This window comes from Bacillus sp. SG20033, from assembly GCF_044570195.1.
Classification (GTDB): Bacteria; Bacillota; Bacilli; order Bacillales; family Bacillaceae; genus Bacillus; species Bacillus subtilis.
This window is the reverse complement of record NZ_CP172606.1, coordinates 2,729,672-2,743,573: the sequence shown is the minus strand read 5'-3', so window position 1 is coordinate 2,743,573 and position 13,902 is coordinate 2,729,672. Positions and strand designations below refer to the sequence as shown.

At 34.4% G+C, this 13,902-nt stretch carries 7 protein-coding genes and 3 pseudogenes; 5 read left to right on the top strand and 5 right to left on the bottom strand.

The window, feature by feature from the left end; all coding sequences use genetic code 11:
- Window positions 1-10 precede the first annotated feature (10 nt).
- The 4 genes and pseudogenes from ACFVP7_RS14485 to rapE all read right to left on the bottom strand — a co-directional run bounded on the left by ACFVP7_RS14485 (window position 11) and on the right by rapE (window position 3,719).
- Window positions 11-1,831, bottom strand: coding sequence for a T7SS effector LXG polymorphic toxin (locus ACFVP7_RS14485; RefSeq protein ID WP_396582359.1), 1,821 nt, complete (start codon window positions 1,829-1,831; stop codon window positions 11-13).
- 368 nt (window positions 1,832-2,199) lie between these two features.
- A pseudogene (locus ACFVP7_RS14480) lies at window positions 2,200-2,359 on the bottom strand (hypothetical protein).
- Window positions 2,360-2,467: 108 nt separating this feature from the next.
- Window positions 2,468-2,602 carry a phosphatase RapE inhibitor PhrE gene (gene phrE, locus ACFVP7_RS14475; protein ID WP_014114495.1) on the bottom strand — a complete coding sequence of 45 codons (135 nt, stop codon included), beginning with the start codon at window positions 2,600-2,602 and terminating at the stop codon, window positions 2,468-2,470.
- The gene (gene rapE, locus ACFVP7_RS14470; RefSeq protein WP_249849483.1) at window positions 2,592-3,719 is read right to left on the bottom strand and encodes a response regulator aspartate phosphatase RapE; all 1,128 of its coding nucleotides are present in this window, start codon (window positions 3,717-3,719) and stop codon (window positions 2,592-2,594) included. The genes phrE and rapE overlap by 11 nt, the downstream gene beginning before the upstream one ends.
- A 270-nt stretch (window positions 3,720-3,989) precedes the next feature.
- Between rapE and ACFVP7_RS14465 the strand changes: the two genes are divergently transcribed.
- From ACFVP7_RS14465 to ACFVP7_RS14445, 5 genes and pseudogenes are all read left to right on the top strand, one after another.
- A complete protein-coding gene (locus ACFVP7_RS14465; RefSeq protein WP_396582356.1) occupies window positions 3,990-8,300 on the top strand; it encodes an NACHT domain-containing protein in 4,311 nt (1,436 codons plus the stop codon).
- 1,005 nt (window positions 8,301-9,305) lie between these two features.
- Window positions 9,306-11,120, top strand: a complete 1,815-nt coding sequence (locus tag ACFVP7_RS14460) for an ATP-dependent endonuclease (protein WP_249849481.1) — start codon at window positions 9,306-9,308, stop codon at window positions 11,118-11,120.
- Between the two features lie 245 nt (window positions 11,121-11,365).
- Window positions 11,366-11,544 (top strand): annotated as a pseudogene (locus ACFVP7_RS14455) (hypothetical protein).
- Window positions 11,502-12,962, top strand: coding sequence for a site-specific DNA recombinase SpoIVCA (gene spoIVCA, locus ACFVP7_RS14450; RefSeq protein WP_326196131.1), 1,461 nt, complete (start codon window positions 11,502-11,504; stop codon window positions 12,960-12,962). The pseudogene ACFVP7_RS14455 and the gene spoIVCA overlap by 43 nt, the downstream one beginning before the upstream one ends.
- 67 nt (window positions 12,963-13,029) lie before the next feature.
- Complete coding sequence (locus ACFVP7_RS14445; RefSeq protein WP_249849480.1) at window positions 13,030-13,449, top strand: NUDIX domain-containing protein; 420 nt, start codon at window positions 13,030-13,032, stop codon at window positions 13,447-13,449.
- Between the two features lie 21 nt (window positions 13,450-13,470).
- Here the strand turns inward: ACFVP7_RS14445 and ACFVP7_RS14440 are convergent.
- A pseudogene (locus ACFVP7_RS14440) lies at window positions 13,471-13,821 on the bottom strand (sigma-70 family RNA polymerase sigma factor); the annotation flags it as partial.
- Window positions 13,822-13,902 lie beyond the last annotated feature (81 nt).

Genomic DNA, 13,902 nt, shown 5'->3' with positions numbered 1-13,902 from the left:
TGTCCAACTCCTATCTGTTCTTACTTCCTCCACCCCAAAGGTGTCGGCCTCCTGTATGGCCTGTTTTCCGATGCACCTTTTGGTCAACTAATTGCATCCTTCCTGGATCTTGGTGATGATGCCAAGTATAACCGTCCGGTGTTTCACCTGCTTTTATCATCTCGATTTGAAGATCATTGAATTGATTTCTAAGTAAAGGATCCGTTTCGATTTCTTCCTTTAATTTTAAGGTTGCATCTTTAAATTGTAAATAATCGCTTTCCTTATAAAGATTAGAATCAATCTTCGTATCAAATTTTGGTTTGAAAATTGGGAAACCGTCTTTATCATATGGAACTCCAGTTTTAGGATGTTTGTCGTTTTTAAGATGACCCATTTTCAAGTTGACTGTTTTGAGGTTTCCGTATTCATCTCTGTAAGTATAAGGTGCGGCTTTAGTAAACAAATCATCCTTTGATTGAACTAATCTCTTTAATAGCGGCGTATTTTTAACATTAATAGTATTCCCGGCGTCTTGTAGAATCCCTTCTAATGCAGGAGTGTATCCATTAACATAAGATTTGACAGATAGATTGCCATTCTTAATCTTTTCACTAGTTGCTTTCCCAACTTTAGCAAGATCCTTCGAGCCTGTTGAGACAGAAGACTTTCCGCCTTTCAATAACAGAAGACTTCCGCCCAAGTAAGTAACATAGTGTAGCCGCGTGTATGCATCTCCGTGAATCATTTTTTTATCCCAATTATCCTTCAATGTGTCAACCATGCTTTGAAAGGCAGCTTGATAGTCGTATTCCAGAACTGTATCCAGCACTTTTTGAGGATCTTTGTTAAGTTTGTCAATTGTCCAACCGATATTCCATCCGAATTGAATAGCTCCTTCACCGGTATCCTTGGCAAGATCGTATACACCAACAATTGCCCCTTTAGCGCCATCACCTATGATTCGCAACACTTCTTTTCCGTTATCCATGAAAGCTTTACGCTGTTCAAGAAATGAAACAAATTCAAGCTGTGCAGGGGTAAGATTCTCATAGCCGACCTTCTTGGCAATTTTTAAGTATTCATCCGGGTCAGTCACTCCGTCAGCTAGCTTTTTCTTTAAATCTTTAATTTCCCGTTCTTTTTCTTCTTTCTTTTTAATCGTCAAATAAGCTTCCGTTCGCTTTTCAATATCGCCTTTTTTCTTATGTATATCACTCTCACGGTACGCCTTGGCGTTGTAGTGGATGGGCGTAGCGTTTTTGCCTTTTCCCGTTGCTTCTTGGAGCTTTTGGAAATCTGACTTGATGAATTGTTCATTAGGTTCTGACAGGGCATATTCTGTCAGTAAATCTTCGTCAAGGTCACCTAGTTTTTCAATTGTTTTTTTGCGTTTATCATTGGCATCTGCAAGCTCATCTTTGAAGGTTTCTGTTGAAAACAAGTCGAGGGGAAGGATGTCGTCGATATCGTTTAGAATATCTTTCATGGCTTTTTTCTGTTCAGACATGATTGACTTTGATTTTTTATGGGCGTTAGCCAGTTCATGTTCTAAAAAAGACTCTTCAATATAAGCATCAGAGAGGCCCTTGTCCTCGACAGCTCCGGCAATGCTGTTAAAAAATGCGATCTTCATGTCAATGTAGTCGATCCATTGATCAGTGACACCAACATGATCGTGATAGAATGCTTTAATGTTATTAGCGCCTTTACCTGAGAATTCGCTGTCGTCAAGTTCAGCGACGCTTTGTAAAGCTTTTCTCAAGTTGACCATTTGCGTCCTTAGTTCTTTATATTCTTTGGCGCGTTCTGTAGCTTCAGACATAAGTGTTTTAGCTTCAAAGACTTTCATAATCATACCCTCTCATTTAATCATATAACAAAATATTACCATGGAAGAATGATGAAACTAATTATTATGTGAATCAAAGGGTGGAAATGAATCATTCGATCTGTGTCATTTTACCTATTTGTTAATCCTTTCAATGAAAGGGGACTTTCCAATTGTAACATCGCTATCATGAAAAAATTCGATAACGTAGCCAGATTCACTAAACATAAAAGTATCTGATCCAACGGCAGTTACATCATCAATTACATTTAATGCATGCTCAATACTGGTTTTTAATGCTGGCTGTTCTCCATAACCCCAAAGGATGATAATGTTTCTATCTTTAAAATGTTTTTTAGCTAGCCAATCGTAAATCTCTTCCTCGTAATCTATAGATTGGTGACAACAAACTTCTTCCCACTTAATTCGTCCCCAAGATGTAAAGGGAAAACTGTTTGAAAGCAGTTCATAATATTTTGCCGTTAATTCCTCTGATAAGATTTCTTTGTTTTTCCCTAGAGCTTCTAAGCATTCATCAAATAAGTCCAAAATGTTCACCTCAAAAGCTTTATGTATGATGGATTTTTTAGTATCAGAAATAAGAAAAAGCCGTTAGGAAACGGCTAAAGGGAATCAGAACTAATGTTGTTTATCGAATCAAACAAGGAATTCATGAGTAGGTGCTAGAGTTACATTCCGGGATGCTTCCTTCATTTCGCCATTAGACATAGATCCGAAAAAGGCAAGTCCAATTAAAACGGCGGATAAACTGATAAACAATTTAGATTTCATACATGCATTCCCCTTTCGATATTTGCTTTTGAGCATATACCATCTTCTTGAAACAGATGATACTATCCTCTATTTTTCCATTATAATCGAAAAGGTTGCCTCCTAACAATGCCAGCTCTTCCAGATAAGGGTATCCTTTGCCGTTCTCTAAACGAGAAAAAATGTTGAGGAGTTTAGGTGTATCGCCATTTCTTATATAAAGAACGTCTAGTGCTTCAAATAAGTTCATAAAAAGTTCGTCTTTAAAATCTACAGCACTTCTGATTCCTTTGCGGAAGCAATCCATTGCCTGTTCTTTTTTGCCTTGTTTAAAATAAATCAATGCTAGATCATGATAAGCTTGCGGAAGTACGTCAGAGTTTATTTTTCTGTATTGAACCAAGGCTTGTTCGATATAACGTGCAGCTTTATTTAAGTTGTCCATTTTGTGATAGCAGTTGCCGAGATTGAAAAATGCAGTGGCATAGATGTGAGTATTTTTACTTTTAAGCAACTCGGCACCTTTTAAAGCTTCTTGAAGGTGAGGGAGAGCCTTTTCGTGATTTTCAAGGTCATCGTAGTTACCGGCAATGACAAAATGGCACTGAATACGCCGAACAGAATAAAGTTCATGTTTTTTATAGATATTGTATGAAAGTTCAGCGTAGTGCATTGAGATATGAGTCATTTTCATATGATAATAGACTTCGGATAACTTAAAATAAAACTCAGCTTTTTCAATCTTGTCGGAGATCGTTGGAATTTTGCGTTCAGCTTTTTTGTAATATGTAATGGCCTTTGTGTATTCACCGTTTCTAAACTCATACATCCCGCGGAAGAAGTTATAATAATATGCCCGCATATTGTCTAGTTTTTTCTTTTGTCCTTCTATTTTCTTTAAATATTCTGAAAGTTCCATTCGGTTTTCATCAGATGGCAGCGTGTATTCCAACATAATTTTATGGCGAAAGGCCATCAATTGATAATAAATAAGCAAATCTTGATCTTCCTCCATAACCTCTATATCACGTTCTATTTCAGCTTTTAACATTTCAGCATCAGTAACGTTGAATTTTTGAATATGCCTATGCCATTCATTAATCTTCATTCCCACTTCAGCTGATGTGATTGATATCAAGATATTCACCCTTCCCTTAACTCTACTAGTAATGTAAATATTAACAAGTTTTCGTTCGCAGAAAAAGGCAATAGGGCACCGCAATTTAAATTTTCGGTGAGACCGCAATAACTTTTTTTAGATCGACTCGTATCTGATTAAATTAAACCTAATCAATTTTTGATGATTTAAGAATAAACAAATTGAATAAATGAAAAACATGCTTCTCCAAGTATTAGGGAGAGATAATTGCTATAATTATCAATAAAACTAAATAATTGGAGGAAGAGTATGATTGAATGGTCAAAATTAAAAGCATATGAAACTGATCAAAAAAAAAGTTTTGAAGAGTTGTGTTATCAAATAGCTAGATTGGAATTTGATGAAAAAGGGACTTTTACATCTGTAGACGATAGTGGTGGGGGAGATGGAGTAGAGTTTTATATGACACTTCCGAATGGAGAACAATGGGGTTGGCAGGCGAAATTTTACCTAGACGGTCCATTATCAATTAGTAGTCGAAAACAAAGTATAAAAGGTTCTCTGGAAAAGGCAATAAAAGTTCATCCGGATTTAAAAAAATGGTATCTATGTATTCCACAGGATCTTACTGTTGGAGAAAAAAAATGGTTTGATACTACATTAAGGGAAGTCATACCTAATGGATTAAAAATTGATTTAGATTTATGGGGAAAGACAGAAATAAATCATTTTATGGGCGATCCAAAATTTTTGGGCAGGAGAAATTATTTTTTTGGTGAGCTGGAATTAACTTTTGATTGGTTTAATACTCAAGTTTTGAAACAATTATCTAACCTAAAAGGGAAGTATAACCCATTAGTCCATACACAAACAGATGTAGACTTTGAGATCAGTTCACTTTTATTAAGTGATGAGTATAAAAAATATCTAAATGAGAATTGCGAATCATTCGTTAAAGAAATTAAATCAATCCAATCTATAAGTAATAAAGAGCTATTACATGATTTTAAGAGTATGATTGATTTAACCTACCAGTTTCTGGGTCTTTTAAAGGAGGAAATCTCATTTCTTGAAGGCGACAGTTATTCTAAAAAAAGTTCTTTGCCGTTTAATGAAGTATTTGAAAGACTACAAAGTTGTATATCTGATATTCAAGAAAAAAGTAATTCAGAAAACAAGGCGTTTCTCAATATAAGCGAATCTGAGGGTGCAGATAAATATAAATTTATTGTTCAAAATGTGATATGGAGATTACTTCATAACAGTAAAAATATTGTTGATGCTATAAACAAAAGTCGCTCAAACCACTTGTATATTTTTGGCGATGCAGGTTATGGAAAGACTCACGTTGCGGCTCACGTCACAAGTAAAACAATTGAAAATAATTTGCCTGCTATATTTATCTCTGGAAAAAATATTGTAGACAGCAGAGTATTAACAGAACAAATATTAGCTATTTTAGACATCCCGAAGAATTATAGTTGGAGTGATTTTTTAAAAGCGTTAGATGTAGCTGGGAAAGCATTTAGAACAAAAATCCCGATATTTATTGACGGTTTAAATGAAGTAAGAGATATCGATGTAGTGAAAAATAGTTTAGTTGGATTGGTTGAGGAAATCTCAAATTATGAAAACATATGTATTATAACTACTTGCAGAAGCACGTATATTGAACCGCTCTTTGGTAAACACCCAATAAATAGTGTTCATTTAATAGGTTTTACAAACGAGAACTTGACGGAAGCAGTACAAACTTACTTTGATTATTATAAACTAAAATCAGATTTTTCTTCTGTTTCGCTTGAAGTTTTTAGACATCCACTTTACTTACAAATCTTTTGCCAAACTAAGAATCCGCAAAGAATATCGAATAAGCATGTGTTTATTAATGAGCAATCGGTGTTTGACATTTTTGACGTTTATCTTAAACAATGTAATAAAAACATTAGTGAAAGTTTAAATCTTAACCCAAAAAGTAAACTCATATTAAATAAGCTTAATAATTTAGGAAATACTTTATGGGAACAAAATACGAGATTCATTTCTATTGATCATGCCGAGGAAATCCTTGAAAACAATCAAGCTCCAAAGTGGAATGACTCCTTCCAAAAAAATCTAATAGATGAAAACTTGTTAATATATAGGGATTGGAATCATGGTGAAGATATAGAAGTTATTACATTTACCTATGATTTGTTAGGTGGTTACGTTATTGCTAAATATTTACTCCACAAGCATGAAAATAATATGGATAGTTTTTTTAGTGATTCTGATACCATCAAACGTCTTTTCGGAGATGATAAACGGAATAGGCACCCTTTACATGAGGACATTTCTAGGTGTATTGCAGCATTATTGCCGGTTTATCAAGGCAAATACATTATTGACTACATTGAAAATAAATTGACAGTAAATCTCACAATTAAATCATTGTTTGAAATGTCACCAGAGATTATAAATGATAAATCTAAGCGTTTAATTTTAAATTACTTTTCAAAACCATCTAACCGAATAAATTTTTTTAGTTTAGCTGAAAAAACTTTTAGACATGTTAGACATCCGTTAAATTTTCATTTTTGGGCTAGTTTATTAAATCAATTAAATATGGCTGATCGCGATGTCTCATGGAGTGAGCACTTAAGAACAAGTCAGTTTAATATCACAGATACGTTTGATGTACTAGAGAGTCAGTCAAAAAAAGGAATCAAAAATCTAGATATCTATATGATTGAATACTTGAATTTGTCAGCTGAGTATACTATGTGGACATTAACAAGTACAGTTAGACATCTTAGGGATAAAGCTACTCGGGCTCTCTATTATTTTGGCAGAACGTTTCCTAAGGAACTTTTTTCGTTATTTCTTAAGTCTTTGAATATAAATGATCCATATGTTTCAGAACGTATGTTGGCGGCATTGTATGGGGTTGCAATGGCTAATCAGAGTGACTTTCATGATGATGGTTTTAGATTGGAAATTCTTCCTGAGTTAGCTAAAGGATTATACAAGTGTATGTTTGCTGAAGATGCCGAATATTTCACAACGCATATTTTAGCAAGGGATTATGGGAGAAGATTTATAGAAATAGCATTAGTACATAATCCTACATTATTAAATGAAATCGAAAAAGAAAACATCAAACCGCCATACACAAATAGAGTTAAATTTAATTGGGGATCTATTGAAGAAGGAAAAAGTATCGATAGTATCAATCCAATTAGAATGGACTTTGGAAATTATACTATTGGTAGGCTGATCAAAAATCGGCCGAATTATGATTATGAGCATGACGATTACAAAAAGGTTAGAGCACAAATATCTTGGCGAATTTATAACCTGGGATATTCAAGTGAATTATTTGAGGATATTGATAATGCTATTGAAAATAGCAATTATCGTTATGATATTACAGAGGAGGGGAGTAAGACAGATCGTTATGGGAAGAAATACTCTTGGATTGCTTTTTTTGAGATGGCTGGTTATCGGGTTGATCAAGGGTTATTAGATAACCACTGGTATTTAGATAATGATCGAATTTCTGAACTGGATATAGATCCAAGTTTTCTGGATGAAATACCTAATTTTCGAATCGTGACAAAAGATTACTTTTTTGATAATCTCCCGATTGAAGAGTGGTTGGCTGATGAAACTTCACCAGATTTTAATGAATACTTAATAATGGATGAGATAAATGGTGAAAATGGCCCTTGGGTTTTATTAGATGGTTTTTTCTCTGATTTTAATAACGATGAAACGAGAAAATGCTTTTTCTTTCCAAGGGGCCTACTTGTTACGAATAAGGACTTTGAAAGAATTACTACTTTATTAAAAGAGCAATCTTTAGCAGGAAGATGGTTACCTGAAATACCTCATGATCAGAACTTATATGCAGGTGAAATCCCTTGGGCTGATACTTTTAGTGAAAATAATTATTCTCTTTTAGAATTTGAGATCAAAAAAAACGAATTGATAAAGACAGAAGAAAAAGTCTTACTCAAGGACGAGAAAAAGTTATCTCCGATTGAAGAACGTGAGTTTATAAAAAGACTATGTGAAGAAGAGAAGATTGGACTTCTTTCTTATATCTCTTATGATATTGGGGGCATAGACACTTTACAAGAAGAAGAGATAAACTTTGAAGAGTATGGAGCTAGAATTGAAAAAGAGATAATCGAAAAAAATGTTGTCAAATTAGAAAAAGAGGATTTCCAGGTTCTCTTACCTGTCAGGGAATATAATTGCGATATTGATAGTGAAGTGATTTCCAATCACACCGAATTGGTACCTTGTAAAGAAATTGCCAGAGCATTTCAATTGGTAAGTCAACCACAAACATTAGATTTATATGAAAAGAACGGAAAAAAAGCCTCGAAAACAGTATCATTCAGAAGTTCTTTCAATAATAGACAAAAATTCACTTATTTGAGAATGGATTTGTTGAATAGATTTCTTGAAGAAAAGGGGTATAAGTTGATTTGGGGATTATGGGGTTCAAAAGAAATTTCCTATAAAAATGAAAAAGACAGGCAACTACTTCTTAATAAAAACAAGAAAATTGATGGGAATTTTCAAAAAATCCTCACATATCAAGAAGAAATTGGAAGTGTTAAATCTCTATAAGGAATTAATCAATTTTAAGAACTGATTCTTTACTAAATATTGAGAAATCCATCAGGTAGATCTATATTAGTATCTGAGAAACAATATTTATATAATTCTTGAAAGGGCATACCATTGATGGAGGATGTCCTTTCATCCAGATAGAAATCAACTTCCAACATTTTTTGTTTTTTAATGAATTGACCAATTTTTAGACGAGGTTCAATTAATATTGATAGTCAACTGCGTTATAGAATGCGGTTAATTATTTGTGATTTAAAACCCCGTTTCTTTTATAAATTGGGGAGACTAGTAATAATTTTTATTCGGTTACTAAATATCTGATGTTATTAAATCATCAGGACAAACAGTTACTACATAGCATTACCCAAGGGCTAATATTGTCTGAACGTCCGCTTTGAATCTTAAGGGTGGATGAAAACTCATAATCAAATTATCTGAATGATTAACTTATCACTTGGTGATAATTAATCAAATTTCATTGAAAGTATGGATAGTAGCATCTTAACTTTTAATCACATTGTAGATGTAGAAAGGGCTTCAAATGTTTGTTGCAAAATTGCCGTAGATCGAGTATGCATAAAGAGGAGAGTCTTCCTTAAATGCTGCGCTTTTGACGATTTTGGGCCAAATAGATGTAATGAAGGACTGAAATTTATGGAAATATTAGGTTTTTTTAACTGACTATATACTTCCACTATAAAGAGGACCTAGTGGGTGAGTCAATTCCTCACACGATCTGAATCCCTGTGCATCAAAGATTTAATCTGTCCATAGTATTCACTTATTTAAAGAGAGAGGATATCGGCGATTATATCGCATCATCTTGTTCTCTATCCATTAACTAGATGAAGGATCAATAGACATAAAGACATATTAATGAGTGATTCTATCGAATCACTCATTTTTTATAGAAAAAACACATCTAATTAACTGTTTTTGTGAAGGGAAATGGCATTTTTTGCAGAAATTTATAATGGTTGTGTAAAAAAATAGGGATAGGGGTTGGCGATTATAAATCTTTCATATTTAAGCGTCAGTAATTTTAGAAGTATAGAAAAAATAGAAGTTGATTTATTTGACTTTACAAGTTTAATAGGGCCTAACAACTGTGGAAAATCTTCATTAATACGAGCAATTGAAATTTTTCTAAACCAATCTAAACCTAGTATTGATGAGTGGAGAAAAGGTTTTGAAAATGAAGAAATAATAATAGAAGGTATATTTGATAATATCTTAGACTGGGAAAGGGATACTCCTGGTGTTGCGGGGTTGGTGAATGATGGTAAAATAAAACTTCGGCTAAGGGCTAGTTTAAAAGATGGCAAGGTGGAAAGTTTCTATGAAGCATACATAAAACAATACGAAATTAATGGATTTCAGGAGAAGTGGAGCGAGAATTCGCATACAATCAAACAAATAGCTACTTCATTAGGAATTGACGGAACAAAATGGAGGACGAAAGCGAATAGAGAAAGAGTTAAAGAGGAGATAAAACAAACAAATCCAGAGTTAGTGACTCTCTCTGAAGAGGATTGGACTTCTGAAAATATTAGTATTGCCCCAGCTTTAAAGCAGGCTTTGCCTAATGCAGTAATAATCCCAGCTGTTAAAGATGCTTCAGATGAACTAAAACCAACCAATACTACGATTTTTGGTACACTTTTAAAACAAATAATCTTACCTGCTATTCAAAATATGAACGAATATAGAAACCTGATGGAAAATGTTGAACTCCTTTCTAAAAAATTATCCGGTGAATTAGAAGAAGAGACACCGATTATCAGTCAATTGACCAACGATATTTCAAATAGAATGTCTTCAATCATTGAATCTAAGATAAAGTTTGCAATGTCCACTCCCGATACAAATAAATTCGTTGGAAATTATACAACCCTATTAATGGACGATGGCGTGGAGACAACGATTGAAAGACAGGGACATGGCTCTCAGAGGGCCTTAATATTTGCCTTAATTGAAGTTCTTGCTAACCATTCTTCAAAGAATACTTCAGAAGAAATGATTAGGTCTACAATTTTACTCTTTGAAGAACCTGAATTGTACCTTCATCCTCATTTAATGATTAGATTGAAAAATGCATTGAAATATATATCAAAGCAAACCCAGTGGCAAGTATTAATCAGCACTCATTCTCCTTTTTTGATTGATGTCGTAGAAAATCCAATGTCACTAGCTATTTTAAATAGAAAAAATTCAAGTGAAGCCCCATATATCAATCAGTTAAAACAAGATCCTTTTGAAAAGGGTATCAATATAAAAAGTGAAAAAAATGCTCTAAGAGCTTCTTTGGATTTTCACCCTACAGTTAATCAAGCTTTCTTTGCAAAAAGAGTTGTTTTAGTTGAGGGCGATACTGAAAAAAGTTTATTTAATCATAGATTAAGGGTTCATGAACATTATGAAATATCTGAGGAAGTATTTAATACTACAACAATTGTTTCTTGTGGAGGAAAATGGACTATTGTGCCTTTTGCAAAATTGCTAAAAGCATTTAAAATTCCATTTAGGATCGTACATGATTGCGACAGAAAGGATAGGACAGATGAAGAATTGGAGTCTATTAGGGGCATAGACCCTTATAAGGCTAATGAACAGATTAGAATTGCAGCTGATGGAGAACAAATTTTCTTAGTTGAAGATACCCTAGAAAATCTCCTTTGGGAGAAGGGGACTAAGATTCCTTCAAAAGATAAACCCTTTCGAACTTGGAAAAGGATAAATGATCTTATGGAAAACCGAGAAGAATTAGAGAAATTTCCTAGGTTGAAGGATTTATTTGATTTTGTATATAAATGGTGAAATTATCTGTGGGTTCATGAAAGGTTTAACCAAACAGCCAATTATCATTCATAGTAATTAGTGTAGTAGAAAGGATTAAGATTATCCAGTGTGAATATCTATACTGAGTATATAAACAAAACACCGATTATTTCATCTTCGGTGTTATTTCTTATTTGCTCTCATATTTACTGTAGTTTAATTTAAAATATCCTCATTTGGACAAACAGCTGTTACATAGCATTACCCAAGGGGTGATGCATTTTATGAAGGTAATAATCATCGAGGGACGGCAAGCTGACAAATGCATTAACGATTGCTATCATTATTTAATAAAACTTTATAGGAAGGAGATCCAGGGTGATAGCAATATATGTAAGGGTATCGACCGAGGAACAAGCGATCAAGGGATCGAGCATCGACAGCCAAATCGAGGCCTGCATAAAGAAAGCAGGGACTAAGGATGTACTGAAGTATGCAGATGAAGGATTTTCTGGAGAACTTTTAGAACGTCCGGCTTTGAATCGCTTGAGGGAGGATGCAAGCAAAGGGCTTATAAGTCAAGTTATTTGTTACGATCCTGACCGTCTTTCTCGGAAATTAATGAATCAGCTTATCATTGATGATGAACTGCGAAAGCGAAACATACCCTTGATTTTTGTAAATGGTGAGTACGCCAATTCTCCTGAAGGTCAATTATTTTTCGCTATGCGTGGAGCAATCTCAGAATTTGAAAAAGCCAAAATCAAAGAACGGACATCAAGCGGCCGACTTCAAAAAATGAAAAAAGGCATGATTATTAAAGATTCCAAACTATATGGCTATAAATTTGTTAAAGAGAAAAGAACTCTTGAGATATTTGAAGAGGAAGCAAAAATTATTCGGATGATTTTCAACTACTTCACTGATCATAAGAGCCCTTTTTTTGGCAGAGTAAATGGTATTGCCCTACATTTAACCCAGATGGGGGTTAAAACAAAAAAAGGCGCCAAAGTATGGCACAGGCAGGTTGTTCGGCAAATATTAATGAACTCTTCCTATAAGGGTGAACATAGACAGTATAAATATGATACAGAGGGTTCCTATGTTTCAAAGCAGGCAGGGAACAAATCTATAATTAAAATAAGGCCTGAAGAAGAACAAATCACTGTGGCAATTCCAGCAATTGTTCCAGCTGAACAATGGGATTATGCTCAAGAGCTTTTAGGCCAAAGTAAACGAAAGCACTTGAGTATTAGCCCTCACAATTACTTGTTATCGGGTTTGGTTAGATGTGGGAAATGCGGAAATACCATGACAGGCAAGAAAAGAAAATCACACGGTAAAGACTACTATGTGTATACTTGTCGGAAAAATTATTCAGGAGCAAAGGACCGCGGCTGCGGAAAAGAAATGTCTGAGAATAAATTGAACCGGCATGTATGGGGTGAGATTTTTAAATTTATCACCAATCCTCAAAAATATGCTTCTTTTAAAGAGATTGAACAATCAAATCACCTGTCTGATGAATTAGAACTTATTCAAAAAGAGATAGAGAAAACAAAAAAAGGCCGCAAGCGTCTTTTAACGCTAATCAGCCTAAGCGATGACGATGATTTAGACATAGATGAAATCAAAGCACAAATTATTGAACTGCAAAAAAAGCAAAATCAGCTTACTGAAAAGTGTAACGAAATTCAATCAAAAATGAAAGTATTAGATGATACAAGCTCAAGTGAAAATGCTCTAAAGAGAGCCATTGATTATTTTCAATCAATCGGTGCAGATAACTTAACTCTTGAAGATAAAAAAACAATTGTTAACTTTATCGTGAAAGAAGTTACCGTTGTGGATTCTGACACCGTATATATTGAGACTTATTAAAGAGGAGATTACATTTTGAAGCTCCTCTACACCAAATAAATGGACAAGTTTAATAGGGGGAGTACATTTGAATCCAATTAAAAAAGCCTATGGTTATGTTACAAGAGATAAAGGTGGAAAAACTCAGGTCTTAGTTTTTCAACATCCAATCAAAGAAGCTGGGATTCAAATACCTAAAGGTACCGTGAAACATGATGAACATACATATAACGCAGTTATAAGGGAAATTGAAGAAGAAACAGGCTTGAAAAACTTTGAGGTAGAAAAGCTTATAGCAGAAGACTTCTGGGAGAATGACGATGGAGCTGTTCACAATAGATTTTTTTATAGAATCAATGTATTAGATGCTCCAGAATGTTGGGATTACAATCCAACAGGTGGCGGTGAAGAGGAAGGATTAACATTTCATTACTTTTGGATTTCTTCAAAAAATGATGTGGAACTTATACGTGGGCATGGTGATTATTTAGATTTAATATTCGTATAAGGTTTTGCACCCCCCTTTTGGAATAACAATCTCATTTTCAATACACCTCGCAGCATACGTCGCCAGCTTTGTCCCTTTACCAGCGGAATAGCTTTCAATTCCTTTTATCAGCCCGATCGTTCCGATGGAGATTAAGTCCTCTGCATCCTCACCTGTATTTTCGAATTTTTTTACAATATGGGCGACCAAGCGCAGATTATGCTCAATCAGCATGTTTCTGGCATGTTCATCCCCTTTAGCCATGAGCTCTAAGTATTTTTTTTCTTCGCTGCTTGAGAGCGGTTGTGGAAAGGCATTGTTTTTCACGTAAGATACTAAAAAGACAAGCTCTTTAACAACAAAGCCGAGCGCTGCGAAAACACCTGTCACCATCGTCACCTCCACAAAAGTATGTAGGCAAAAGCCTATATGTAAATGTATGTGACCGGGAGGCTGTCTGTGTCTGTACCGGGA

Bases quoted from the DNA above. Each gene is read 5' to 3' on its own strand.
- ACFVP7_RS14485 (WP_396582359.1), bottom strand. From the start codon at position 1,831: ATGAAAGTCTTTGAAGCTAAAACACTTATGTCTGAAGCTACAGAACGC.
- ACFVP7_RS14465 (WP_396582356.1), top strand. From the start codon at position 3,990: ATGATTGAATGGTCAAAATTAAAAGCATATGAAACTGATCAAAAAAAA.
- phrE (WP_014114495.1), bottom strand. From the start codon at position 2,602: ATGAAATCTAAATTGTTTATCAGTTTATCCGCCGTTTTAATTGGACTT.